The sequence below is a fragment of the Pricia mediterranea genome (genome assembly GCF_032248455.1).
In the GTDB taxonomy this organism is placed as follows: Bacteria; Bacteroidota; Bacteroidia; order Flavobacteriales; family Flavobacteriaceae; genus Pricia; species Pricia mediterranea.
This window is the reverse complement of sequence record NZ_JAVTTP010000001.1, coordinates 3,449,142-3,474,324: the sequence shown is the minus strand read 5'-3', so window position 1 is coordinate 3,474,324 and position 25,183 is coordinate 3,449,142. Positions and strand designations below refer to the sequence as shown.

At 46.9% G+C, this 25,183-nt stretch carries 20 protein-coding genes; 15 read left to right on the top strand and 5 right to left on the bottom strand.

Features of this window, described 5'->3' with window-relative positions:
* Positions 1–122: 122 nt before the first annotated feature.
* Together RQM65_RS14330 and RQM65_RS14325 are read left to right on the top strand one after the other, a co-directional pair.
* Positions 123–1,475: a carboxypeptidase-like regulatory domain-containing protein gene (locus RQM65_RS14330; RefSeq protein WP_314016073.1), complete on the top strand. Its 1,353-nt coding sequence runs from the start codon at positions 123–125 to the stop codon at positions 1,473–1,475.
* A 153-nt stretch (positions 1,476–1,628) separates the two neighbouring features.
* The gene (locus tag RQM65_RS14325; RefSeq protein WP_314016071.1) at positions 1,629–2,678 is read left to right on the top strand and encodes a S66 peptidase family protein; all 1,050 of its coding nucleotides are present in this window, start codon (positions 1,629–1,631) and stop codon (positions 2,676–2,678) included.
* A gap of 1 nt (position 2,679) precedes the next feature.
* Here the strand turns inward: RQM65_RS14325 and recQ are convergent, their stop codons facing one another.
* Positions 2,680–4,890, bottom strand: coding sequence for a DNA helicase RecQ (gene recQ, locus RQM65_RS14320; RefSeq protein ID WP_314016069.1), 2,211 nt, complete (start codon positions 4,888–4,890; stop codon positions 2,680–2,682).
* A gap of 230 nt (positions 4,891–5,120) precedes the next feature.
* Here recQ and RQM65_RS14315 point away from each other — a divergent pair, with 230 nt between their 5' ends.
* From RQM65_RS14315 to lptB, 3 genes are all read left to right on the top strand, one after another.
* Positions 5,121–6,086 carry a KpsF/GutQ family sugar-phosphate isomerase gene (locus RQM65_RS14315; RefSeq protein ID WP_314016067.1) on the top strand — a complete coding sequence of 322 codons (966 nt, stop codon included), beginning with the start codon at positions 5,121–5,123 and terminating at the stop codon, positions 6,084–6,086.
* 179 nt (positions 6,087–6,265) lie between these two features.
* Complete coding sequence (gene tatC / locus RQM65_RS14310; RefSeq protein ID WP_314016065.1) at positions 6,266–7,120, top strand: twin-arginine translocase subunit TatC; 855 nt, start codon at positions 6,266–6,268, stop codon at positions 7,118–7,120.
* A gap of 159 nt (positions 7,121–7,279) precedes the next feature.
* A complete protein-coding gene (gene lptB, locus RQM65_RS14305) occupies positions 7,280–8,020 on the top strand; it encodes an LPS export ABC transporter ATP-binding protein (protein WP_314016063.1) in 741 nt (246 codons plus the stop codon).
* Positions 8,021–8,167: 147 nt separating this feature from the next.
* On the opposite strand, the gene RQM65_RS14300 is transcribed toward lptB, so the two are convergent.
* A complete protein-coding gene (locus tag RQM65_RS14300; protein ID WP_314016062.1) occupies positions 8,168–8,926 on the bottom strand; it encodes a CDP-alcohol phosphatidyltransferase family protein in 759 nt (252 codons plus the stop codon).
* A gap of 96 nt (positions 8,927–9,022) precedes the next feature.
* On the opposite strand from RQM65_RS14300, the gene RQM65_RS14295 reads away from it, so the two are divergent.
* The 9 genes from RQM65_RS14295 to RQM65_RS14255 all read left to right on the top strand — a co-directional run bounded on the left by RQM65_RS14295 (position 9,023) and on the right by RQM65_RS14255 (position 21,197).
* The gene (locus RQM65_RS14295) at positions 9,023–10,201 is read left to right on the top strand and encodes a lipoprotein N-acyltransferase Lnb domain-containing protein (protein WP_314016061.1); all 1,179 of its coding nucleotides are present in this window, start codon (positions 9,023–9,025) and stop codon (positions 10,199–10,201) included.
* Between the two features lie 219 nt (positions 10,202–10,420).
* Complete coding sequence (locus tag RQM65_RS14290; protein WP_314016059.1) at positions 10,421–12,301, top strand: ABC-F family ATP-binding cassette domain-containing protein; 1,881 nt, start codon at positions 10,421–10,423, stop codon at positions 12,299–12,301.
* 300 nt (positions 12,302–12,601) lie between these two features.
* Positions 12,602–13,105: a hypothetical protein gene (locus tag RQM65_RS14285; protein ID WP_314016058.1), complete on the top strand. Its 504-nt coding sequence runs from the start codon at positions 12,602–12,604 to the stop codon at positions 13,103–13,105.
* Positions 13,106–13,122: 17 nt separating this feature from the next.
* Positions 13,123–13,269, top strand: a complete 147-nt coding sequence (locus tag RQM65_RS14280; RefSeq protein WP_314016057.1) for a hypothetical protein — start codon at positions 13,123–13,125, stop codon at positions 13,267–13,269.
* Between the two features lie 201 nt (positions 13,270–13,470).
* A complete protein-coding gene (locus RQM65_RS14275) occupies positions 13,471–14,052 on the top strand; it encodes a cob(I)yrinic acid a,c-diamide adenosyltransferase (RefSeq protein WP_314016055.1) in 582 nt (193 codons plus the stop codon).
* A 155-nt stretch (positions 14,053–14,207) separates the two neighbouring features.
* Entirely contained in the window at positions 14,208–14,432 is a 225-nt protein-coding gene (locus RQM65_RS14270; RefSeq protein WP_314016053.1) for a DUF2795 domain-containing protein, read from the top strand.
* 520 nt (positions 14,433–14,952) lie between these two features.
* The gene (gene secA / locus RQM65_RS14265; RefSeq protein ID WP_314016051.1) at positions 14,953–18,318 is read left to right on the top strand and encodes a preprotein translocase subunit SecA; all 3,366 of its coding nucleotides are present in this window, start codon (positions 14,953–14,955) and stop codon (positions 18,316–18,318) included.
* Between the two features lie 207 nt (positions 18,319–18,525).
* The gene (locus tag RQM65_RS14260) at positions 18,526–19,740 is read left to right on the top strand and encodes a sensor histidine kinase (protein ID WP_314016049.1); all 1,215 of its coding nucleotides are present in this window, start codon (positions 18,526–18,528) and stop codon (positions 19,738–19,740) included.
* A gap of 242 nt (positions 19,741–19,982) precedes the next feature.
* Positions 19,983–21,197 (top strand): sensor histidine kinase, encoded by a 1,215-nt coding sequence (locus RQM65_RS14255; RefSeq protein WP_314016047.1) that lies wholly within the window; start codon positions 19,983–19,985, stop codon positions 21,195–21,197.
* 42 nt (positions 21,198–21,239) lie between these two features.
* Here the strand turns inward: RQM65_RS14255 and RQM65_RS14250 are convergent, their stop codons facing one another.
* Both RQM65_RS14250 and RQM65_RS14245 read right to left on the bottom strand, forming a co-directional pair.
* Complete coding sequence (locus tag RQM65_RS14250; protein ID WP_314016045.1) at positions 21,240–21,494, bottom strand: hypothetical protein; 255 nt, start codon at positions 21,492–21,494, stop codon at positions 21,240–21,242.
* A gap of 538 nt (positions 21,495–22,032) precedes the next feature.
* A complete protein-coding gene (locus tag RQM65_RS14245) occupies positions 22,033–22,272 on the bottom strand; it encodes a hypothetical protein (protein WP_314016043.1) in 240 nt (79 codons plus the stop codon).
* Between the two features lie 206 nt (positions 22,273–22,478).
* Between RQM65_RS14245 and RQM65_RS14240 the strand changes: the two genes are divergently transcribed.
* A complete protein-coding gene (locus RQM65_RS14240) occupies positions 22,479–22,652 on the top strand; it encodes a hypothetical protein (protein WP_314016041.1) in 174 nt (57 codons plus the stop codon).
* Between the two features lie 20 nt (positions 22,653–22,672).
* On the opposite strand, the gene RQM65_RS14235 is transcribed toward RQM65_RS14240, so the two are convergent.
* Positions 22,673–25,174: an ABC transporter permease gene (locus RQM65_RS14235; RefSeq protein WP_314016836.1), complete on the bottom strand. Its 2,502-nt coding sequence runs from the start codon at positions 25,172–25,174 to the stop codon at positions 22,673–22,675.
* Between the last annotated feature and the right edge of the window lie 9 nt (positions 25,175–25,183).

The following is a 25,183-nucleotide window of genomic DNA, read 5'->3' as shown; positions in this document are numbered from 1 at the left end:
ACATCAGATTACGCTCAAATCCAATAAAATAATTCGCAGTAATACGATTTTTTTAACATACTATTCCGTTAAAAATCATTACTTTAATGGTGCTTAAAAAAAATGAACAACATTTCCCTGCTATGAAAAATAAAACAAACAAAATCCCGAAAAAATCCTGGCTCGCAGCATGCATCTTTTTGTCGTTGATCTGGGTAACCGCAACACCGTCTGCATTCGCCTTTTATCAGAATGTGCAACAAGAACCGCAAGATCAGAGCTTCAAGGAATACAAAGGCGAAGTAATAGGCAATGACACCAATAAATCCCTCGTCTTTGCCACGGTGGCCATCGAAGGCACGAACGTGAGCACGATAACGAACGCCGACGGCGAGTTTGCGCTCAAAGTGCCCAGCGACATGGCCGATGACCCTTTGGACAGCAATGTACTTGTTTCATTTCTAGGGTATACTACCAAGTCGATACCTCTCGTACAGTTCGATGAGAACGGAAATAATGAAATTAAACTTAGGGTATCGGTGACCGAACTCCCCGAAGTCAACGTCGAAGTTCCCAAAGATGCGGAGGCGCTCGTTCGGGAAACCTTGAAACGGAAGGGCGACAATTATTTTGATGATCCTACCCTGATGACCGCTTTCTATCGGGAAACCATCAAGAAAAGACGCAGGAACGTATCCCTGTCCGAAGCGGTGGTCAATATATACAAAACACCGTACACCTCCTATAAAAAGGACGGGGTCAAATTGTATAAGGCCCGGAAAAGCACGGATTACAGCAGATTGGATACAGTTGCGCTTAAATTGCAGGGCGGACCTTTTAATGCTCTCTTTGTAGATGTCATGAAATATCCGGAATATATCTTTACCGACGAGACCTTGAATAATTACGACTTCAGCTTCGACCGCTCGACCCGGGTAAATGACCGGCTTATCTATGTGGTCAATTTTAAGCAACTGGAATCGATACTAGACCCTTTGTATCAAGGTAAACTTTATATAGATGCCGAAAACAAAATTTTAACGAGCGCCATTTTTTCGCTAAATATTACGGATAGGGACAGGGCGGCCCGTATGTTCGTACGTAAAAAGCCCTCCAATGCCAGGGTCTGGCCTACCGAAGTGGCCTATCGCGTGGATTATAGGGAAAAAAACGGCCGTTGGTATTATGGGTACAGCAATGTATTGATGACCTTCAAGATCAATTGGGACAAGCGTCTGTTCAATTCCGTGTATAGCATGACCTGCGAAATGGCGGTGACCGACTGGAAAAAGAACAAGGATTCCGACTTTCCCAGAGCCAGGGAGCGAATGAAATCCTCCATCATTCTCGCCGATGAGGCCATCGGTTTTTCAGATCCCAATTTTTGGGGCGAATACAATATTATCGAGCCGGATAAATCCATTGAATCCGCCATTGATAAAATTCGGCGCCAATTACAAAGATCGGGAAACAACGGAGGCACCTCCGCCCGTTAAACTTCGAATTTTCCGGCACCCAAGAAGAAAGAAAGCCGTCTCCATGTAACCCGGGGGCGGCTTTTGCCATGGATTTTTGTTAACTTTACCTATTCCAGTCCGGGACCACCTTTGATTTAACAATCCGTCCCGCAGTTTAATCCAAACTACACCATGACAAAAAGAAGGGAATTTATGGCTTCGGCCATGGGCCTGGCCGCTACGGCCTTCGTACCCCAATTTATTACCGCTAAAAGCACCCATCGCACTACAGACAACCTACTTCCCAAACGATTAAAGAAAGGAGATACCATCGGCCTGATCGCCCCTGGATATTCGGTCAAGCCACACGTGCTCGATGATGCAAAAAAAGCACTAAGAACCATGGGGTTCAAACCCTACCATACCGAACGCATTATTGGCAACTTCGGTTATTTTAGTAATACGGATTCGGAACGGGTGGCGGACCTGAACGAGATGTTCGCCAACCCTGATATCGACGGGATTCTCTGCGCCCGGGGCGGCTATGGGTGCACCCGCATTCTGCCCATGATCGATTACGAAAATATCAGGGAAAATCCGAAGGCGCTGATCGGTTTTAGCGATGTTACCGCCCTTTTGAACGCTATCTATCAGGAAACGGGACTTGTAGGCTTTCACGGCCCCGTCGGCAGTACCTTAAACGACCCCTACAGTATGAAGCAGTTGCGGAACGTCGTGATGCGCCCAAAGAAGAATTACTTGATAGAAAATGTCGAGTTGTCGGACTATGCCCTGAGAACCGATCCCGAGTACGAACGGTATACCATCACCCCGGGGACGGCCACGGGAAAATTGGTCGGGGGCAGCCTTACCTTGGTCAACGCCCTGATCGGTACCCCGCATGAAATCGACTTGACCGACGCCATCGTCTGTCTGGAAGATGTAGAGGAGGCACCCTATCGCATCGACCGTATGCTGACCCAACTGATCGAGGGCGATACGTTTACCAAAGCTGCCGGAATCGCCTTCGGGGTCAGTGCAGGGTGCAACGCCTCTACCAACCCCGAATCGTTTACTTTAAAAGAAGTTCTCATGGATAGACTGCGGCCTTTGAATATACCGGCGGTTTACGGCATGAGCTTTGGGCATGTGGAAAATAATTTCACCTTTCCGATCGGAATCAATGCAACCCTGAATACCCAAATGATGACCTTGGAACTTTTGCAGCGTGCCGTAGTGTAGATCAGTTCGCTACCTCACTGATGAATTTCAGCCGGTACAATCGAAGTTCATCGTCTTCGTAATCCCCGTCGAATTCTTCCATGGCCTCATCGATATCGTCGGTTTCGGCCTCCAGAAAGTACTCGTGGATTTCTTCCTGCTGATCCTCGTCCAACTCTTCGTTGACCCAATAGTCCAAATTCAGCTTTGTACCGCTATACACGATCTGTTCCATTTCTTGGATCAACTCGGGCATGTTGATTCCCTTTGAGGAGGCAATGTCGGTCAGCGGAAGCTTTCTGTCCACGTTCTGTATGATGTACAGCTTCAGCGCCGAATTGGCGCCCGTACTCTTGACCACTAGGTCATCGGGCCTAATGATATCGTTTTCCTCGACATAATCGGCTATAAACGTGATAAATGGTTTCCCGTATTTTCTGGCCTTTCCTTCCCCTACCCCATGAATATTGGTCAGTTCATCTTTGTCGATGGGATATTTCATTGCCATATCTTCCAAGGAGGGGTCCTGAAAAATCACGAATGGGGGCACGCCCAGTTTCTTGGCTTGGGCCCGCCGGAGATCCTTGAGTTGGTTCAAAAGCTTTTCATCGGTAACGCCCGATTTGGCGGAACTCGATATATCATCGACCTTCTCCTCACTGTACGTGTGGTCCCTGGTCATCATGAACGACCCGGGATTTTCCAAAAAGGCCTTTCCCTTTTCGGTAACCCGTAGAATGCCGTACTGCTCTATTTCTTTTCGCAAGAGGCCGGCCACCAGCACCTGACGTATCAAGGCCATCCAATAGTTCTTGTCCTTATCCGCACCGATACCGAAAACTGGTTTCTCATCGGCCTTGTGGGAAGACACCAGTGCGTTGACCTTGCCGGTGAGGGTCTTTACGATTTCTTTGGACTTAAACTTTTCGCTGGTTTCCTTGACCGCTCTGATCAATTTTACGACCTCGTCCTTAGCCTCTTGTTTTTCTTTGGGATTTCGTACGTTGTCGTCCATATCCGCCCCATCCCCGTTAATCCCGTCGAATTCCTCCCCGAAATAGTGCAGCATGAATTTGCGGCGGCTCATCGAGGTTTCCGCATAGGCCACCACCTCTTGGAGCAACGCATTGCCGATTTCCTGTTCGGCAACGGGCTTATTGGCGATGAACTTTTCCAACTTTTCAATATCCTTATAGGCATAAAACGCCAGACAGTGGCCCTCGCCCCCGTCCCTTCCGGCACGACCGGTCTCCTGATAATAGCTTTCGATACTTTTAGGGATGTCGTTATGGATTACAAAACGCACATCGGGTTTATCGATTCCCATTCCAAAAGCGATTGTGGCGACTACCACATCGACATCCTCCATCAAGAACATATCCTGATATTTAGATCGGGTCTTGGCGTCGAAACCGGCATGATAGGGTACAGCGCTTATTCCATTGACCTGTAAAATCTGGGCCAATTGTTCTACGCGTTTTCTGCTCAAACAGTAGATAATACCCGATTTTCCCGCATTCTTCTTGACGAAACGAATGATATCCGTATCCACATCAGCGGTCTTGGGACGGACCTCATAAAATAGATTGGGACGGTTGAACGAGGCCTTAAACGTATTTGCATCGGGAATCCCTAAGTTTTTTAGAATATCTTCCTGCACCTTCGGGGTAGCGGTCGCGGTCAATGCGATGATGGGCATGTCGGGATCTAGCCGGTCCACAATAGACCGAAGGTTACGGTATTCCGGCCGAAAATCATGGCCCCATTCCGAAATACAATGCGCCTCATCGATAGCGGTGAACGAAAGTTTAACCGATTTTAAAAATTCCACATAGTCTTCCTTGGTCAGGGACTCTGGCGCCACGTAGAGTAATTTGGTTATGCCGTCGCTGATGTCCTGTTTTACCTCTCTAATTTCGCTTTTGGTGAGGGAGGAATTCAGTACGTGTGCGATTCCCCGCTGTGAAGAAATACCGCGGATGGCATCGACCTGGTTTTTCATCAAGGCGATTAAAGGTGATACGACAATGGCCGTACCTTCCTGAATCAGGGCCGGAAGTTGATAGCACAGCGATTTACCCCCACCGGTCGGCATGATGGCAAAGGTGTTGTGTCCTTGTACGATACTTGAAATAACGTTTTCTTGAAGGCCCTTAAACTCGGAGAAACCGAAGTATTTTTTTAGGGATTTATGTAAGTCCGTCTTGTTCAACGGCGTAGTTTCTTTTGTCATTGTTATTACTAATAATCAGCGGATTAAGATAAGTATTTTTGGTTGGTCGACCAATGACGTATCCATAATTAATTTCTATCTAAATGTGGAAATTACCGATCTCTTGGAATTGATTACGTAATTTTGTGATGGAAAAAATTTACGACAACATTTAAAGATAGGATAAACTTTTATATTTATTTTATTTTTTTGATAGTTTTAGGAAACTATCCCTTAATATTTCCAGAGATTTGATCGACTCCCAGAGCATTCTTGCTACAGCCAAAAAAACCATTGCGGCAGAAAGTGCCTCAATCGAACATCTATCGACCCTGTTGGACGATGGGTTCGTCGATGCGGTAAACTGTATCGTTGCCACAAAGGGAAGGATTATCGTTTCCGGTATCGGTAAAAGCGCCATTATAGCCACTAAAATCGCCGCCACCCTGAATTCAACCGGTACGCCGGCCATTTTCATGCATGCCGGTGACGCCATTCACGGCGACCTCGGCACGATTCTAAAGGATGATGTGGTAATCTGCATCTCCAAAAGTGGGAGCACGCCGGAAATCAAGATGCTGGTTCCCTTGATCAAACGGGGGAAGAACAAATTGATCGGCATGACCGGGAATGTCGATTCGTATCTGGGGCAACAGGCAGATTTCGTACTCAACACCTTTGTGGAGAAGGAGGCCTGCCCCAATAACCTGGCCCCTACTACCAGTACGACCGCGCAATTGGTCATGGGCGATGCCTTGGCCATCTGTTTATTGGAGATCAAGGGATTCAGCAGCACCGATTTTGCCAAGTACCATCCCGGTGGTGCCTTGGGCAAACGCCTATATCTCAGGGTCTCCGATATTGTAGGCAACAATCAAAAACCGGAGGTAAACAGTGACACCCCTGTCAAACAGGTCATCGTAGAGATTTCGGAAAAGATGCTCGGTGCTACGGCTGTGACCGAACACGATGAGATCTTGGGGATTATAACCGACGGAGACATCCGCAGGATGCTAAACAGATATGACAATATCAGTGGTCTCATCGCAAGGGATATCATGACCTCGAACCCCAAGACCGTTCCCATAGACGTGCTGGCCGTAGAAGCTTTGGAGCTCATGCAGGCCAACGGCATTTCACAATTATTGGGCGTAAGCGGAAAAAAATATGTCGGAGTCGTACATTTGCACAATCTGATCAATGAAGGGATACTCTAGTGGAGGATAGGATCAGAAGTAGTCAGTAAATCTGTAGGACGGAAGGACAAAAGGATTGAAGGACGAAAAGAAAACACCCCGACAACCGGACGTGATAAAATTCGGAAGCCGGACGCAGAGGAAAAGATGATCGACAGATTTTAGAACAACAATTAAACGGATAATTAGTTAAAGTCCCTATGGCAAACAGCACTACGAAGTCCCCCGACGAAATGTCGTTCCTCGATCATTTGGAAGAACTGCGCTGGCATTTGATTCGCTCGGTGTTGGCGGTGGTCCTCATCGGATGCGTCGCCTTTGTTTTCAGCGGATTCGTTTTCGATGTTATTATTTTCGGTCCGAAGGACATGGATTTCCCCACTTACAGGTTGTTCTGTAATATTGCGACTTCCTTGGGCTTCGATTCCGACTTTTGCAAAGACGAGCTGCCTTTTACCATTCAGAGCCGTACGATGGGGGGACAGTTCTCCGCGGATATTTGGACGGCCATATGGGTGGGTTTCATCGTAGGTTTCCCCTATGTACTTTGGGAGCTGTGGAAGTTCATCAGCCCTGGCTTGCATCCCAACGAACGCAAGCATTCCCGCGGGTTTATCGTGATTGCTTCGCTGTTGTTCTTTATGGGCGTACTGTTCGGGTACTACGTGGTCGCCCCCCTGTCCATCAACTTTTTGGGCACCTATCAGGTCAGCGAGCAGGTACTCAACGAGTTTGACATCGGCTCGTACATCAGCACGGTACGAAGCGCCGTTATCGCCTGTGGGATACTTTTTGAACTCCCGATCATAATCTATTTCTTGACCAAAGTAGGTATCGTCACCCCCGAAATCCTGAAGAAGTATCGTAAGATCGCCCTGGTCATCGTGCTGATCTTATCGGCGGTCATCACGCCCCCCGATGTCACCAGCCAAATTATTGTCGCCGTACCGGTAATTGTACTCTATCAGGTCAGTATCTATATTTCGAAGGTAGTCTTGAGACGGGAAGCCAAAAAGGAACGTCGGGCCCAAGGGAAGGCGATGAAAAAACAGTGAGCGCTTGCGGTTAGTGGCAGTAGGGGTTTTAGTGGCAGTTGCAGTTGCGGTGATAAGTGATAAGTAAAAAGTGATCAGTTGACGGTAAATTAAGAATGATATCATTTACAACCTACAAAGCATTACAACATTAACCTATAACCACATAAACTCATAAACTTGAAATTAAGAGCCGAAAATATCATGAAATCCTACCGGGGCCGGAAGGTCGTGAAGGGAATTTCTTTGGAAGTCAATCAGGGGGAGATTATTGGCCTCCTGGGTCCCAATGGTGCGGGAAAGACCACTTCCTTCTACATGATTGTGGGTCTGATCAAGCCCAACGGCGGAAAGATTTTTCTGGATGGGACCGACATCACCAAATTTCCCATGTACAAGAGGGCGCAGAACGGTATCGGATATTTGGCCCAGGAAGCCTCGGTGTTCCGGAAGCTGAGCATCGAAAAGAACATTTTGAGCGTGCTGCAGCTTACCGACCTCAGCAAAAAGGAGCAATTGATGAAAATGGAGGAACTGATCGAGGAGTTCGGTCTCGGCCATATCCGGAAAAGCCGGGGAGATCTGCTTTCCGGGGGCGAACGCCGGCGTACTGAAATCGCCCGGGCCCTGGCTACCGATCCCAAGTTCATTCTGTTGGACGAACCTTTTGCCGGGGTCGACCCCGTTGCGGTAGAGGACATCCAACGTATCGTGGCCCAGTTAAAAAACAAGAACATCGGCATTCTTATCACGGACCACAACGTGCAGGAAACCCTGGCCATCACCGAACGCTCTTACCTCATGTTCGAAGGCGGCATTTTAAAATCGGGTATTCCCGAAGACCTGGCAGCCGATGAGATGGTGCGGAAAGTGTACTTGGGCAAGAATTTCGAACTGCGGAAAAAACGCTTGGATTTTTAAAGGGTGTGCCCACTTCCAAAAAATATATCTCAATTTTAAACGAGCAATGTATTGGCCTGGAAAAACGCTAGGCAGCATTTTCGACTTCAGCTGACAATTCATGGTACCTGCAGCACCCCAATTGCAAAATTCTACACGACAATTCGGTCAATTCCCTTGAACTTTCATATTCGCGATTACCGAAGCGAGAACGTAAAATACTATGATCATCGGTACCGCCATAAACTGCAAGGTAACCAACAACACCAAGCTTATGATGATGAAGATATAGCGCAAAGCGTTGTCCTTAAACCCCCAATTCTCGAACTTAAGCGCGAATAGCGCTATTCTGGCGTTCAGCAAATATGTGCTTAAGAGGGTGATTCCTATCAAAAACCACGGGTCGAGGATGATCATATTTAAATAATCGTTGTTCTGATAGAGTAATATAAGGGGCAGGGAAAGGATAAACAGCGCGTTCGCAGGAGTGGGCAAGCCGATGAAGGAGTCGGACTGGTTCTCGTCGATATTGAATTTCGCCAAACGGTAGGCAGAGGAGAGCGTTATCAGAAATCCAAGTAACGGCAGCGGGTCGCGGAAAAGGGACCATACATACTCGGAGCCGCCAGCACCCAAACCATCGCCGGCGTTCCAGCCGCCCGTCATGGACATCCCCAGGAGTTGAAACATCACGACCCCCGGCACCAAACCGCTGGTAATAACATCCGCCAGAGAGTCTAGCTGCAGTCCCAGTTCACTTTTGACGTTAAGGGCCCTTGCTGCGAGGCCGTCGAAGAAATCGAAGAATATTCCCAAAAAGACGAAGAAGGCGGCAAGTTCCAATTGGTTCAAAACGGCGAACACTGTGGCCACACAGCCACAGAAAACGTTGAGCAGGGTAATGAGGTTGGGAATATGTTTTTTCATGCGAAATTATTCGTAAAAATAATACAAATTCCCCTCAATCGCGTCAGCCCGTAATTTATTCGGATATTTGTCCTGTAAAATTCCCGCTACTTTACCATGCCATTGAAAAGAATTTACATACTACTTTTTATTCTCGGCACCTTGATCGGCCAGGCGCAGGACGTCGATCTTTCGCCACTCTCCAAAATCAGTGTGCTTACCGCTGGGTCGGGTAGCGAACTCTATTCCTCTTTTGGCCATAGCGCCATTCACGTCGAAGACCCGAGCATGGACATCGACGCTATCTATAATTATGGAACCTTTGATTTTACCACCCCGAATTTTTATACCAAGTTCGCCCGGGGCAAATTGAATTACACCCTGTCCCGACAACGCTACCCCTATTTCTTAATGGGATACGAACAGGAAAAGCGTTGGGTAAAACAACAGGTTCTCGACTTGAGCCTCGACCAGCGACAGGCTCTGTTCGAATTTTTGGAAACCAATTATCTGCCGGGGAACAGGGACTATAAATACGACTTTTTCTATAACAACTGCGCTACAAAAATCTGGGACGTGCTCAAGGACGTATATGGGGACAAGCTCCAGCTCGACGAAAACTATCTTGACGAACTGTACACCCACCGGCAGCTCATCCATCAAAACGTACCAAAAAACTCCTGGTCCGGTTTCGGCATAGACCTGGCCTTGGGATCGGTCATAGACGATATGGCCACCCCTAAAGAACATATGTTCTTACCGGAATACGTGATGAAACAATTAGGTAGCGCGCAACTTGGCACGAAACGCATTACTGCCGAGACGGAGGTGGTGCTGGACTTCGATTCCCTGAATAGCCGCCCTCCGTTTTTTCTGTCCCCCGCCTTCTGGTTATCGATAGTTCTGATCCTTATTGTCCTCATGACTTTTCTCGACGTGAAATACAACACCCGACGGCGATGGCTCGATTTCCTGTTGTTCTTCGTGACCGGCACGATCGGATGCGTCATCATTTTTCTTTGGTTTTTCACCGATCATACCGCCACGGCGGGCAACTTTAATATCTTATGGGCGTTTCCGGCCAATCTGGTAATCGCCTTTGTCACGGCGCGAAAAAGGGGACCGACCTGGGTCGCGAAGTACGCGTTGTTCTTATTGGCCCTGATACTCATCACCTTGTTGTTATGGCTGTTCGGGGTACAAGTTTTCTCGCCGCTATTGCTACTGGTAGGGTTGGCCCTGGCGATTCGGTATTTCTTTTTATTTTGGTCGTACCAAAGTCCGAAAATCCAATGAGACCGGCTAAGATAGGACAAGGTCGATTGAGTACGAAACTCAGGGTTTCAGCTACAACTTGAGAACCAGAGTTGATTACAAAGGTTAAATGAATTACCTCGGTGCACGGTCCAAGGAGATACAAGAAACGCGAGGTACAAAAAACACATAAATTTGATACCCTTAGGGGATAGCAATTTAATTATGAACTCAAAACGAGTTCTATAATCAAGCCATGATATGAATCTTGTTTCGGTAGAAAATATATCCAAATCATACGGGGAACTGGTGTTGTTCGAAGACCTTTCCTTCGGTATCAACAAGGACCAAAAAATTGCCCTGATCGCCAAGAACGGTACGGGCAAGACTTCCATTCTCAACATTCTTTCGGGGGCCGATACCCCGGATAGCGGGCAGGTCAATTACCGCAAAAGCATCCGCATGTCTTTTTTGGAGCAAGAACCCGATTTGGACCCAAAGCTGAGCGTGGAGGAAACGATTTTTGCATCGGACAACGAAATTTTAAGCGTCATCCACCGCTATGAAAAGGCCTTGGAAAATCCCGAGAACGCCGATGCCTACCAGTCCGCCTTCGAGGCGATGGAACGATTTAATGCCTGGGATTTCGAGACCCTCTACAAACAGGTTCTTTTCAAACTTAGGCTAGAAGACCTCAACGCCAAGGTAGGAAAGCTTTCAGGGGGACAAAAAAAACGGCTGGCCCTGGCCAACGCCCTGATCAACAAACCGGACCTGTTGGTACTCGATGAGCCGACCAACCACCTTGACCTTGAGATGATCGAATGGTTGGAGGCCTATTTTGCCAAAGAGAACATGACGCTGTTCATGGTCACCCACGATCGGTTTTTCTTGGAACGGGTCTGCAACGAGATCCTTGAGCTCGAAAACGGGCAGCTGTATCCATACAAAGGCAATTACAGCTATTATTTGGAGAAAAAGGAAGCCCGGTTGGAACAGGAGGCCGCCGAGCAGCAAAAATCGGAACAGCTTTTTAAAAAAGAGCTCTCCTGGATGCGCAAACAGCCCAAGGCGCGCACTACGAAGTCCAAATCGCGTATCGACGATTTTCAGGAGATCAAGGCCAAGGCCGGCCAGCGGCGCAAGGAGCACGAGGTACAGTTGGAAATCAACATGGAACGGGTCGGCAGTAAGATCCTTGAACTGCACAAAATCTCGAAATCCTACCCGGACAAACCGATTTTAGATCAGTTCGACTACACATTTACCAAAGGCGAGCGCGTCGGCATCATCGGCAAGAACGGCACGGGCAAATCGACCTTCCTTAATATTTTGACCGGTGCCGTACAGCCCGATGCCGGCAAGGTGGTGGTGGGAGATACCATCAAATTCGGATACTACACCCAGGCGGGCATCAAAATAAAGAAAGGTCAAAAAGTAATCGATGTCATCCGCGACTTCGGGGACTTTATCCCGCTAAAAAAGGGACGCCAGATTTCGGCCCAGCAACTGCTCGAACGCTTTCTTTTCGACCGTAAGAAACAGTACGATTTTGTGGACAAGTTGAGCGGCGGGGAACGCAAGCGGCTGTACCTGTGCACGGTGCTCATCCAAAATCCGAATTTTCTCATCTTGGACGAACCCACCAACGACCTTGATATCGTGGCACTGAATGTACTGGAGAGTTTTTTGTTGGATTTTCCGGGATGTCTGATCGTTGTCTCCCACGACCGCTATTTTATGGACAAGATCGTCGACCACCTCTTTGTATTTCGGGGGAATGCCGTGGTGGAGGATTTCCCCGGCAACTATTCCGATTACCGCGCCTACGAGGATAGCAAGATCATTGAAAAGCGAAAAGAGAGTTCCGTGAGCAGGGGTCCTGCGGAGGCGGATACCACCGCAACATCCATTGAAAACAAGGCCCCCCTCACCTATCAGGAAAAAAAAGAGCATAAAAATCTGGAAAAGGACATACATAAACTTGAAAAGAAGAAAACGAAGGCGCAACAAGAGTTCGCGAACCCCGATCTATCCGGTGAGGATATCGACCGGCTTTCCATTGCCCTGCAGGAGATAGTGGATGAAATCGATGATAAGACGGAACGCTGGTTCGAACTTTCCGCAAAACTTGAGGAATAACAGGGTTTCTGAATTTTCTTCTGCCATCATTTACATGTAACAATTTTGTTAACTAATTGGACTAAAAGTCAAAAGGAAAATAGAACAAGGACACAAAGACGGAAAAAGAGGTTTCAGACATCGCTTTTTGGGACGTTCCGTAACATTTACTTGTCTTTCGTGCTTGCTCTTTCCGTCTTTTCACCGTGCGCGAAGCTTTCCTAAAGCCGACAGCGCTCAAAAATTATTGATTTTACGGCATAGCCCTAGGCTTCATCCGTCGTATTTTGGTCGCGTTGTACTATCCTTTAACCTTTGAGTGTGCAAAACCTGCTACGATACCTAAAATTCCTTTTTACCGCCACCAACCAACACGGTGTACACTCCCCCTTCATCTATGCCTATGTCACGAAATGCCTTTATGCCCAGCCGGGATACGGTGGAGCGAAATCGGAGGACATCCTCTTGAAAAGCATCGCCTATTTTAAACCAAAACGCGTTTGGCTTCCCCCCGATAAAAACAAGCTTCGAAAAACAATCCAACATGAATTTCCGTCGGTACTTTTATGCGGCGGACCTTACGACATCATCTATGCCGACCCCTTAAGAGCGGAAAAGCTATTGGGAAATCCATCCGAGGAAAACAAAATACATAATGACTGTATGATGCTGATATTCGGCATACGCAGCAATGCTGATCATCGAGCGACCTGGAAAAGAATCAAGACCGACCACCAGATAAGGATTACCGTGGACCTTTTTCATTGCGCAGCTGCGTTTTTTAGAAGAGAACAGGCCGAGGAACATTTCCAGATTCGAATTTGATTTTGTAACTTTAAGCTATGGACAAGTATACAATCTATGCCGTTTTAGGAATACTATTCGTAATCTATCTTTATATCACCTTTTCAAGTAAAAGACGTGCGAACCGGCGCAAAGACCGCAAGTTTATGGAAGACTACAAACGCCGTGACGAGAACAGGGAGTAGAATATCGCAGCAACAGCACGCTTTCAACCGTGCTAGAGTATAAACCCCTAAATTTCTTTTATAGAAGGACATTGACAAATTTTAAAAATTTCTTCACCAAAGGTGATGTTTAAAATTGTTGATGCAAGAGCGTAGGGGTAACATGTGCGCTCTCCATTTTTCAATTGATTAACTTTTAAATAATCGAAAAGATTTGAACGCATGAAAATCTATACTAAGACCGGTGATGACGGCACTACCGGGCTCATTGGCGGTACGCGCGTCAAGAAACACCATATCCGCATCGAAAGTTATGGCAGCGTTGACGAACTGAACTCGTGGCTTGGACTGGTCCGGGACCAAAACATCGATGTCCATTTCAAGGACATATTGAAGCGTATCCAGAAAAAACTGTTCACGATAGGGGCCATTTTGGCAACAGACCCAGATAAAGTGGTGCTGAAAAACGGGAAGAAGCGTTTGGACATTCCTGAAATCGATGAGGCCGCTATCCAATTTTTGGAAGATGAAATCGATGATATGGAAGCCTCTCTGCCACAAATGAATCATTTCATTCTACCCGGCGGACATCCAAGCGTGTCATACTGTCACATTGCCCGTACCGTGTGTAGAAGGGCAGAGCGTATGTGCACGCTGCTTCATGGGAATGCCCCCTTTGACGCCAGAGTGCTGATCTATCTCAACCGACTTTCGGACTACATGTTCGTACTGGCACGGAAATTGACCCAAAATCTACAAGCGGAAGAGATTGAATGGATACCTAACAAGGAGAATGAAACTTAAAAATCCCCGATTGTTTTTTGGTTTTCTCCAATAATTTGATTATTTCTCCGTTATCGAATTATTATAATAACAATTTTTAGCAGAAAGCGTCAATTTTACTTGCCTGTGTGCTTTTAAAAATTACTTTTGCAAAAAATTAAAATCATACCTTTAGCATGTATTGGACATTAGAACTGGCATCGTACTTAAGCGATGCACCCTGGCCGGCCACCAAAGACGAATTGATCGATTACTCCATTCGTACAGGTGCTCCATTGGAAGTAGTTGAAAACCTACAATCTATGGAAGAGGAAGGCGGAGAGGTTTACGAATCTATCGAAGAAATCTGGCCCGATTATCCAACCGAAGAGGATTATCTTTGGAACGAGGACGAATATTGATATACGACATTTTACGATTTCTAGGAAAAAGTCCCTTTGCGGGGCTTTTTTTATGGAAAAAACCGTTTTGAGATAGAGCTGTGAAACAAAGTAGATATCGATACCAAGACCTCAAGTCGTCTCCGGGGCCGAAACCAACACCGGTATCCACCTCAGCGAAAATGCCGCGTCGAAGGCCAATGTGAGGGACTATTACGGTAAATTTCCGCCCTGCCGACTGTTGCACATGGCAACCTCTGTTTTTTTGCAGGCGTCAAGTTTGCAAAGTTTGTACCCGGTGATCGTGAACTTCATGTAAACCCATGTTTTCTGCAAGCCTTAAGTTTGATATTAGCAGGAAAAACGAGAGATTTAGCCCTATACTTTATGTAAATTTGTCAGATAAACAACAGTTCTTCCGAAAATTCGTATGTTGGAATAACTTTTGTTGCCTTTAAGCAACTACAATAATAAAATTTTGTTCCGCCGTCAATTCATCCTCTAACAACCCTCAAGGCGGCCAAAACCTAATAAACATAATATGAGTCTTTTAAATTCTGTTCTTAAAATATTCGTAGGCGATAAATCCAAAAAAGATGTCAAGGCCCTACAGCCGATGGTAGACCAGATCAAGTCTTTCGAGGAGCAGCTAGAACCGTTGAGCAATGACGAGCTGCGCGAAAAGACCAAAACCTTCAAATTGAAAATTGCCGAAGATATCAGTGAAATCACCCAACAGATCAAAACTTTGGAGGAAGAGGTGAAAACATCCAACGATATCGATAAAAACGAGGAGATATATACTGAAATCGACAGGCTCAAGGAAGAGGCCTATAAAATCACGGAAGACACTTTGAACGAGATCCTGCCAGTCGCCTTTGCCGTGGTCAAGGAAACGGCAAAACGCTTCGCCCACAACGACACCCTCACCGTAACTGCCACGGAATATGATCGGGAACTCTCCGGCACCAAAGATTACGTCACTCTCGATGAAGATTTGGCTATCTGGAAAAATTCCTGGGACGCCGCCGGCAAGGAAGTCACTTGGGACATGGTCCACTACGATGTACAGTTGATCGGTGGTATTGCCATGCACCAAGGGAAAATTGCCGAAATGCAAACCGGTGAAGGAAAGACCTTGGTAGCTACGCTTCCCCTATACCTGAACGCCCTGGCGGGCAAGGGCTCGCATTTGGTTACGGTGAACGATTATTTAGCCAAAAGGGACAGCGCCTGGATGGCCCCGATTTTCCAGTTCCACGGGCTTTCGGTGGACTGTATCGACCACCACCGTCCCAATTCCGCAGGGCGAAGGGCCGCTTACAACGCCGACATCACTTACGGCACGAACAACGAGTTCGGTTTTGACTATCTGCGTGATAATATGGCGCACAAACCTCAAGATATCGTCCAACGGCCCCACCATTACGCCATCGTCGATGAGGTCGATTCCGTTTTGGTAGACGATGCGCGTACGCCCCTGATTATATCGGGACCGGTACCCGAAGGAGACCGTCACGAATTCATGGAGCTGAAGCCGAAAGTAGCGGATATTGTAAAGAAACAGCGCCAACATTTGACCGGCGTTCTAGCCGAAGCCAAAAAATTGATTGCCGAGGGCGATACGAAACAAGGTGGGTTTTTACTGTTAAGGGTACATCGCGGTCTGCCCAAAAATAAGGCCTTGATCAAGTTCCTGAGTGAGGAAGGGGTCAAGCAGATTTTGCAAAAGACCGAGAATTTCTACATGCAGGACAACAACCGCGAAATGCCCAAGGTTGATGAAGATCTGCTCTTTGTCATCGATGAAAAAAATAACCAGATCGAACTTACCGACAAGGGAGTCGATTATATTTCGGGGGAACAAAACCGTGATTTTTTCGTGATGCCCGATATCGGTTCCGAAATAGCCAAAATCGAGAGTCAAAATCTCGAAATTGAGAAAGAGGCCGAACTGAAGGACGAGCTATTTAGGGATTTCGGGGTGAAGAGCGAGCGAATCCATACCATGAGTCAATTGTTGAAAGCCTATGCGCTCTTTGAGAAGGACGTGGAGTATGTCGTGATGGACAATAAGGTGATGATCGTAGACGAACAGACCGGTCGTATTATGGACGGGCGGCGCTATTCAGATGGCCTGCACCAGGCCATAGAAGCGAAAGAAGACGTGAAGATCGAAGCCCTCACCCAGACCTTCGCTACGGTTACCCTGCAGAACTACTTTAGAATGTACAACAAGCTGGCCGGGATGACAGGTACGGCGGTTACCGAAGCCGGGGAATTATGGGAGATTTACAAGTTGGACGTCATGGAAATTCCGACGAACCGGCCGATTGCCCGGGACGATAGGAACGATTTGATCTACAAGACCAAACGCGAAAAGTACAATGCCATTATCGATCAGGTGACCGAGCTGTCGCAAGCCGGGAGACCCGTGTTGATCGGTACGACCTCGGTTGAAATCTCGGAGCTTTTATCACGGATGCTGAACATACGAAAGGTGCCCCACAACGTGCTGAACGCCAAACTCCACAAAAAGGAAGCCGATGTCGTTGCGGAAGCCGGTAAATCGGGAATCGTGACGATTGCCACCAACATGGCCGGTCGTGGTACGGATATCAAACTCTCCGACGAAGTCAAAAAGGCAGGCGGTCTCGCCATCGTGGGTACCGAACGGCATGACTCCCGCCGGGTAGATAGACAGCTACGCGGACGTTCCGGCCGTCAGGGAGACCCGGGAAGCTCGCAGTTCTACGTATCCCTCGAGGATAACTTGATGCGGCTTTTTGGCTCTGACCGTGTGGCCAAGATGATGGACAAGATGGGCTTGGAAGAAGGGGAGGTCATTCAACATTCCATGATGACAAAATCCATAGAACGCGCCCAGAAAAAGGTGGAAGAGAATAACTTCGGGGTGAGAAAACGACTCTTGGAATACGATGACGTGATGAACGCACAACGGGAGGTCGTCTATAAGAGAAGACGGCATGCCCTGCAAGGTGATCGTCTAAAGGTAGATATTGCCAACATGGTTTACGACACCTGTGAAAATATCGCTGAAACCAATAAAGCCGCCAACGACTACAAGAATTTTGAATTCGAACTGATCAAGTATTTCTCCGTGACCTCCCCGATCGAAGAAGCGGAATTTACAAGATTGGGCGTACGCGATATCGCGACCAAGATTTATGGGGACATTTACAGACAATATCAGGAAAAGATGGAGCGTAACGCCGCTACCGCTTTTCCCGTTATCAAGAAAGTGTACGAAGACAACGCCAACAAATTCGAACGGATCGTGGTGCCCTTTACCGACGGCGTAAAGACCTTGAATGTCGTCACCGATCTTCAGAGAGCTTACGAAAGCGATGGAAAGGAATTGGTTACCGATTTCGAAAAGAATATCACTTTGGCCATAATCGACGATTCGTGGAAGACCCATTTACGAAAAATGGACGAGCTCAAACAGTCCGTTCAACTGGCAGTACACGAACAGAAAGATCCGCTGCTGATCTACAAGTTCGAGGCCTTTGAACTCTTTAAGGTCATGATCGACAAGGTGAATAAAGAGGTAGTGTCCTTTTTGTTCAAGGGGGAGCTGCCCAGCGGTAGCCCTAGCGACATTCAGGAAGAACGCAACATACGTCGGCCCAAGCAGGAATTGCAGACCAGCAAGGAGGAAATTCCAAATAGCGACGAGCGTGCCGCACAGAATCGCGCAGCAGGACAGCAGGCTCAAGGTCAACGCCCTCAGGTTACGGAGACCATTGTTCGTGAACGGCCTAAAATAGGGCGTAACGAACGCGTCACCATTAAAAACGTACTGTCCGGGGAAAGTAAGACCTTAAAATACAAACAGGCCGAACCTTTGATCGGACGCGGAGAATGGGTAATGACAGAAGATTAACCGTTCCAATATAAAGACCTACTAAAACGGCAGCCCAATGATGGGCTGCCGTTTTTTTGTAAGGACTTTCTGAAGCTTTGACATTTCTTGAACAAGAAAATTCATCATAAAATTTCAATTTATCCTTAGAATTAACGTACTTTATCGAAATGGGAGGTAGAAATCCGCGCCTTGGATGCGTTCCCGCATGGTCTTATCGAAAAACGCATGGCAAAATCGATTAAAATCCCTTACAAAACGGATGACCAGACCCGGTTGATGTATCGATTTGTTTACGTCTCATCGGCCTTGACGGCGATATTTGGACTATTTTGCCTGTATCCCTTAGGCATTCTCGGGGTCGTTCCGATGGTATGCTTTTCCTATTGTCTCCTGAACCTCTCCAACATCACTCTTCTCAAGAAGCACGGCAATCTAAAGGCTACCGCCCTGCTGTCCGGCGTGATATCCCTTCTAGCTGCCATAAGCGTTATACTCTTTAGCGGAGGCATTAACAGTCCGTTTATCTTTATTCTGGGCGTAATTGTGTTGGGAGGCTATGCGGGCGCCCGCATCTTTGGCACCGTTTATCTGAACGCCGCAATGCTGGCCGTACTCTTAATTTTTATCGTAGGTGAGGCCCAGATCCCTTTCATCGTCAATGAAGTGCCGGCCGAATCGCGACCGCATTTCAGCCTTATATCCCTATTGTTCGCCGTATATCTTGTCGGTGGTGTTTTTGGGAAGTCCCTTGTACGGTCCCACGATGCCCTGGTTAAATCCAAAGCGGAATTAGAACGTCGTATTGCCGAAAAAGAAGTGCTGCTCAGGGAAGTGCACCACCGAGTAAAAAACAATTTACAGACCGTTTCAAGTCTATTGAACCTACAGGCGAAAAACTCGACCAATGAAAAAATCGGGGAATTGATCAATAGCAGTCAGAACCGCGTGGCCTCCATGGCAATGATTCACGAAATGCTTTACGTTCGTCATGACCTTTCAAAAATCGAGTTTCGCCCGTATGTGCAAGAGTTGACCAACTACCTCATCACTTCCACGGACAATAAGGATAAAAATATCGGCATAAATTTGAATATGGTCGAGGTACACCTCTGTATAGACACTGCAATTCCGCTGGGACTTCTCATAAACGAAGCGGTGACAAATTCTCTTAAGTATGGTTTTTTGGACAATGCCAACGGTCAGATAGATATCAGCCTAAAAATAGGGGATGCTGAAAATGCCTATGTTTTGAGTATAAAGGACGATGGTATCGGTTTTTCTCCTGAACTGAACAAGAACAAAAAATCATTGGGACTTAAACTTATCCATAATCTGGCCCGACAACTCAGAGGTTCGGTACAACTTAAGACTTCGGACCAAGGAACGCACTATCAAGTTGTTTTCTTGGACGTCGATAGGCATCGGACTATCGGAGACTAAATTATTTTTAAAAGGGACGCCGAATCGAATGATCTCAATGGCGATGATGCCATGTTACTTAAGAGAATTAGTGTCTAAAACAGGTTTCGTCGTAGTAGAAGAACCTACCCTATGTGTAATGCGACCGACTATAAAACAGTCGAAAAAAGAACAAATCGGAATAGAGGTATTCAGGTGGCTTTGGGTACATTTTTAAAAGTGCAAACCATTTTAATAGTATTCTTGAACCAAAAAAAAACATTATGCCCAAGAATCTACATCTGGAAGAAAGTCTTCGGGAGAAGGCACGTCTGGTAATAAAGATCCATTACATCAGTTCGCTTTTTTCCTTTCTATTTTCCGGAATTTGTTTCTACGTATTGAATATTAAGCACGTCATTCCATACGTATTCCTCACGTTCGGCATTTTGAACCTCATCAACGTCTTAATCTATAACTACCACCGCAGTCTCGCCCTAACCTACAATATCGTATCGATAATGACCTTGACCGGAGCCTGTATTATAACATTGTACAGTGGAGGCATCAACAGTCCCTTTATTTTCGTTTTGGTTTTAGTCATAGTAGCTGGCTATGTAACTACCCGAGCCTACGGAAATCTTTACCTCAACCTCAGCCTGCTGATCATTCTTATAATTTATTTGCAAAGTATCGCCGATTTTAATTTTGGTGTTAATGTGATACCAGAAAAATCAAGAAACGTATTCGCACTGATCAGCGTACTTTTTTCAATTTATCTCCTCGGGGGCGTTTTTGGGAAGAACTTGTTGCACGCCCACAACGATCTATACAAGACCAAAAGTAAACTTGAGGAAAAAATCAACGAAAAGAGAACCTTGATCAAAGAGGTACATCACCGAGTCAAAAATAACCTACAGACCATTTCAAGCCTGTTGAGCCTACAATCGCGCAATAGTGGGGACCAAGAGGTTCAGCGATTTTTAAAAAGCAGCCAGAACCGGGTCATTTCAATGGCCATGGTACACAAAAAACTATACATGCGCCAAGACCTTACGAACATTGATTTTCGTAGCTATGTTCAAGAACTAGCAGAACATTTGATACAATCCGTAAAGGATACGAAAAACGATATCACCCTAGAAATCGATATCCCCGAGGTACAACTGAACATAGACACGGCCATTCCCCTTGGCCTTTTGATCAATGAGAGCATAACCAATTCCCTTAAATTCGGCATACAGGAGAGGAGCAAAAAGAAAATCTACATTCATTTACAGAAGGGCGATTCCGATGAATATATCTTGTATATCGGAGATAATGGTATTGGTTTTTCCGAATCGGTTACCCACAAAAATTCAAAATCCTTGGGCCTAAAATTGATCCATAACCTCGTTCGTCAGCTACAGGGAACCATTATCCGTGATTTTACCAGAGACGGCACCCATTATACCATTACGTTCAAAATGGTACGAAACCATAGTTCTATGAGATCGTAGCCTGACGAGGATTTCAGTTTTGTAGTATTTACGATTTTAAAATCATGCCCAATGCTGCTTAGAAGGTCTCGCAGTGAAGGAAAGGGCTTTTTTTACTCGGGCGTTTTGAAACTTATACAAACGGGCTACCCCACTTTCGGAGCTAACCACAATTTTCGAAGGACATTCAGCATGGTCAGCGCTATTATCCAAAACAAAACCCATTTCAATACTGTTAGTTTTAACATAGGTTTGCGTATTTGCCTGAGTCGAGGCTCCGAAGGTTAGCACTAGAATCAAGGTTAGAAAAGATTTCATGGCGTTGCGTTTAGATACTATAAATATAACGGGGAATAACTTGGAAATTTGAGATTACCCGCTGAAAACCAATGTTTTTCGATTAAGGGGAAAAACGACGTCCAGCGGTAAAAATATTCGATTAACGCATTGTACAATTTGCCCCGGTCATCGACGGAATATGTCTTTAGACGGATGTTTGTTCCGAAAAGCGGTTGGCTACTGTTCGTTATCGACCCAAGCTAAAGCCCGGGCAACTGAAGGGACGCCAAAAATTTGAATGGGAAAATCATATCGGTGTAAAGAGGGGTCAGTGTCAGAGGGAAAAAATGACTCGGTGGAGCAAGCGGTCGGCGTGGAAAGTGCCGATGGCCTTTTGGTGCAAGAGTTGGATGTGTGTTAGAGAAAGTACCTGGCGTTGTGGTGAGCGCGGTGGTATTGTTGTGATGGTAAGGCTAAGGAAGCCTAAAAGCTTTTTTTGAAAGGTAGAAGCTTAAAATAATTTGAGTATTTCACTTTAAGTAGTTCAATGGGGAACCAACTGTGCTCGGTAATCTTTTTACGCCATCTTGGCCCGGTTCGCTTTGGTGTAAAAACCAAGTTCTTTTTTGACCCGCGTATTACTTCGCTTGTACAAGCGGGCGATTTCGCTAGTTAATTCCGTAACATTTTCTTCAATGTTGATTTCGCTAACAACTGAGGTTTCTAAAGTTTCGACTTTAACTGTTTTAGAGGCTGTATTGGCTTGGGCGGTAATTCCGAAAAAAAGAGCGATAATTAAAGTAGCGATGGTTTTCATGACTTGCGTTTTTATATAAATAGAACGCGGTACATGTTGTTTGACAGGGGTGTAAGTCGCTGAAGAACACTTGATTTTCGTTAATCGACAGCACTTCCGCCCAAGGGTCTAAAAGTGCCGTTGAACGGATTCAGGTCGAAATACCTGTTACCGAAACAGCGTGCATTTTGTCGGGGGATATTGGGATTTTTCTTATTTTTGGCGCCATGGATTTAAAGAAAATTTTCGGCACTATTCTCACCGTTCTTGGCATCGGCGGTCTTATTTACACAGCAATCCTCTTTTCCAATGATTCCGGTACGACCAAGATGCTGATCGTTTACGGGGTTTTGGGCGCTATTTTCTTTTTTTCGGGGGTCGGCTTGATCAAGAGGGATTGAGATTTTGGGGATAGTAGTTTCTATACCCCTTCCTTTCGCAGTACTTCCAAAGGTGGACTGTTCAGCACTCCACGGCTGTTGAGCAGCCCGATGGCGAGCACGAGCATCGTAATACCGGGAAGCACGATCAATAAAGGCACCCACGAAGGCACAAAGGCAGTTTCAAAAACGAAGAGGGCCAATAACTGGCTCCCGATCAGGGAGAGTAACACACCTGTAGTGCTTCCCAAGATGCCTAGATAACCATATTCCAACGCGGTAATCTTTAGGATTTGTCCACTTTTCGCCCCTAAGGTCCTAAGCAGTACACTCTCCTTAATACGTTGATACTTGCTGGTGCGTACCGAACCGATCAACACGATGATTCCGGTCAGGATGCTGAAGAAGGCCATAAAGTTGATGACCCACGAAATTTTATCCAGAATGTCATCGACAACAGATAACAGTTGCCGTAAATCTAAAATGGACACGGTCGGGAATTCCTGTACCAATTCCCGCTGCAGGCCGGCCGATGTGCTTTCATTGGGTGTATAGGTGGTCAAAACCCGGAATTGAGGGGCATCTTCCAGCACACCGCTCGGAAAGAGTACGGAGAAATTCAATTGCATCCGCCCCCAGTCCACCTCGCGGATACTGGCCACTTCGGTTTCCATTAACATGCCCTGTACGTTGAAAACAAGCCTATCCCCTACTTCGACCCCGGCGTCACGCGCCACGTTATCGGAGAGGGATACCGGCACGACGCCTTCCCCCTGGGATTCCACAGGCCAATTTCCCGCTTCCAAGCTTTCGGAATCAATCAGCGAATCGCGGTAGGTGACCCGAAACTCGTGGTTCAATATCCATCCGTTAATGGTCGAAGTGGTATCCGATCGAATCTCGTTTACCGTACGGTCCTTTATTTTATGCATCCGCATGGTAACGATCGGAATGTTGTTCAGCAGGGGCAATCCCTTTTCGGTAATGCGGGCAACTGCGGCTTCCTGTTGTTCGGTCTGCACATCCAACAAAATCAGGTTGGGGGCTTCGTCATTGGCTTCCAAGGTCGTTTTTGCCAGTAGGATATCCTTGGAGAAATACAGCGTACTGATGAGAAACGTACCTACCCCGATGGCCAGGATCAGGACCAAGGTCTGATTGTTGGGCCGAAAAAGATTCAGTAGACTTTGTCGGGCGGTAAAGCCCCACGAAGTCGGGAAGTATTTTTTTATCCCTTTCATAAAGAGATCGGCAACCCCGCCCAACAGCATAAAGACCACCAATATGCCTGCTGCGAACGATAGCGCGTACTTCCAACTGTCGACCAACCAATACGAAAATAGAAATACGAACAGGAGGATGGCGGACATTATCAATACATTGGCCCTCCTCGACTTTCGGGGTACGTTTTCCTGGATACGCAAGACCTGCAGCGGCGATACGTACCAAGTGCTCAACAGGGGCGAGAGGGCGAACAGTACCGACATGAACACTCCGAGTAACAGCCCCATGATGATCGGGGCCACGGTCAAGGTAATTTGGACCTCAAAAGGCAAAAAGCCCTGAAGCAATAAGGGAAAGGATTGTTGCACGAGCAATCCGACCCCGGTACCGATAAGGCCACCGATCAGGCCCATGCCGGCAATCTGGATCAGGTAGATCAAGAAACTTTGTTTGCGGCTGGCCCCGATGCATTTGAGTACGGCGACGGACTGCAGTTTCTCCTTAATATAGATATGTACGGAACTGGCGATACCCACACAGCCCAACAAAAGGGCAATAAAGGCGACGAGGTTCAGGAATTTGCCAAAGTTTTCGTAACGGCGGCCCAAGCGCTCACCGGTAGAAGTATGCGTATCGAGGTCCGCATTTTGGGCATCGAGCAACGGATCTACCTTTTCGTCCAGCGCCTCTAGGTCCTGTCCCGGTCCCGCCACAAAATAAAAGTCGTATCGAATCCGGCTTCCGGTCTGTATAAGTCCCGTTGCCTCGATAAAGCGGTAGGGAATCAGTACAGGCGGCGCGACCGAGGCCGATACGCCCGTGCTTCCCGGGGCGGAAACCAAACGGCCGGCAATAGGCAGGGTTATTTCCCCGATCGAGACGGAATCCCCCGGCCTGAGTCCGAATTGCATCATCAGGGTCGCATCGACCAGGACTTCTCCCGCCTGTTGATAATCGGTAGCTGCCGTTACCGGGTCGGTTTCAAGCTCCCCGTAAAAAGGAAAACCGCCTTCGATGCCCTTCACGTTGACCAATTTGGTATTTCGGGTCTTGGGGAAGACCGCCATGGATGGAAATCCGACGCTCTTGGCATCCGCACCGCCCAGCGAATCGATAATCTGCAGTACCCTTTCATTGGGAGGTTGCCTGCTGTCGATGATAAAATCCGCCCCCATCAAGGCTTTTGACTGAAGGGCGATATTGTCCTTTAAATTTTCACTGAAGGATTGGATGGAGACCACCGCGGCGATGCCCAGAATGATCGAGGCCATGAACAGTAGCAGACGTGTTCCACTGGCCTTGCCGTCACGCCACGCCATTTTGAGCAG

Bases quoted from the DNA above. Each gene is read 5' to 3' on its own strand.
- RQM65_RS14330 (WP_314016073.1), top strand. From the start codon at position 123: ATGAAAAATAAAACAAACAAAATCCCGAAAAAATCCTGGCTCGCAGCA.
- RQM65_RS14325 (WP_314016071.1), top strand. From the start codon at position 1,629: ATGACAAAAAGAAGGGAATTTATGGCTTCGGCCATGGGCCTGGCCGCT.
- recQ (WP_314016069.1), bottom strand. From the start codon at position 4,890: ATGACAAAAGAAACTACGCCGTTGAACAAGACGGACTTACATAAATCC.
- tatC (WP_314016065.1), top strand. From the start codon at position 6,266: ATGGCAAACAGCACTACGAAGTCCCCCGACGAAATGTCGTTCCTCGAT.
- RQM65_RS14300 (WP_314016062.1), bottom strand. From the start codon at position 8,926: ATGAAAAAACATATTCCCAACCTCATTACCCTGCTCAACGTTTTCTGT.
- RQM65_RS14295 (WP_314016061.1), top strand. From the start codon at position 9,023: ATGCCATTGAAAAGAATTTACATACTACTTTTTATTCTCGGCACCTTG.
- RQM65_RS14290 (WP_314016059.1), top strand. From the start codon at position 10,421: ATGAATCTTGTTTCGGTAGAAAATATATCCAAATCATACGGGGAACTG.
- RQM65_RS14280 (WP_314016057.1), top strand. From the start codon at position 13,123: ATGGACAAGTATACAATCTATGCCGTTTTAGGAATACTATTCGTAATC.
- RQM65_RS14275 (WP_314016055.1), top strand. From the start codon at position 13,471: ATGAAAATCTATACTAAGACCGGTGATGACGGCACTACCGGGCTCATT.
- RQM65_RS14270 (WP_314016053.1), top strand. From the start codon at position 14,208: ATGTATTGGACATTAGAACTGGCATCGTACTTAAGCGATGCACCCTGG.
- secA (WP_314016051.1), top strand. From the start codon at position 14,953: ATGAGTCTTTTAAATTCTGTTCTTAAAATATTCGTAGGCGATAAATCC.
- RQM65_RS14260 (WP_314016049.1), top strand. From the start codon at position 18,526: ATGGCAAAATCGATTAAAATCCCTTACAAAACGGATGACCAGACCCGG.
- RQM65_RS14255 (WP_314016047.1), top strand. From the start codon at position 19,983: ATGCCCAAGAATCTACATCTGGAAGAAAGTCTTCGGGAGAAGGCACGT.
- RQM65_RS14250 (WP_314016045.1), bottom strand. From the start codon at position 21,494: ATGAAATCTTTTCTAACCTTGATTCTAGTGCTAACCTTCGGAGCCTCG.
- RQM65_RS14245 (WP_314016043.1), bottom strand. From the start codon at position 22,272: ATGAAAACCATCGCTACTTTAATTATCGCTCTTTTTTTCGGAATTACC.
- RQM65_RS14240 (WP_314016041.1), top strand. From the start codon at position 22,479: ATGGATTTAAAGAAAATTTTCGGCACTATTCTCACCGTTCTTGGCATC.
- RQM65_RS14235 (WP_314016836.1), bottom strand. From the start codon at position 25,174: ATGGCGTGGCGTGACGGCAAGGCCAGTGGAACACGTCTGCTACTGTTC.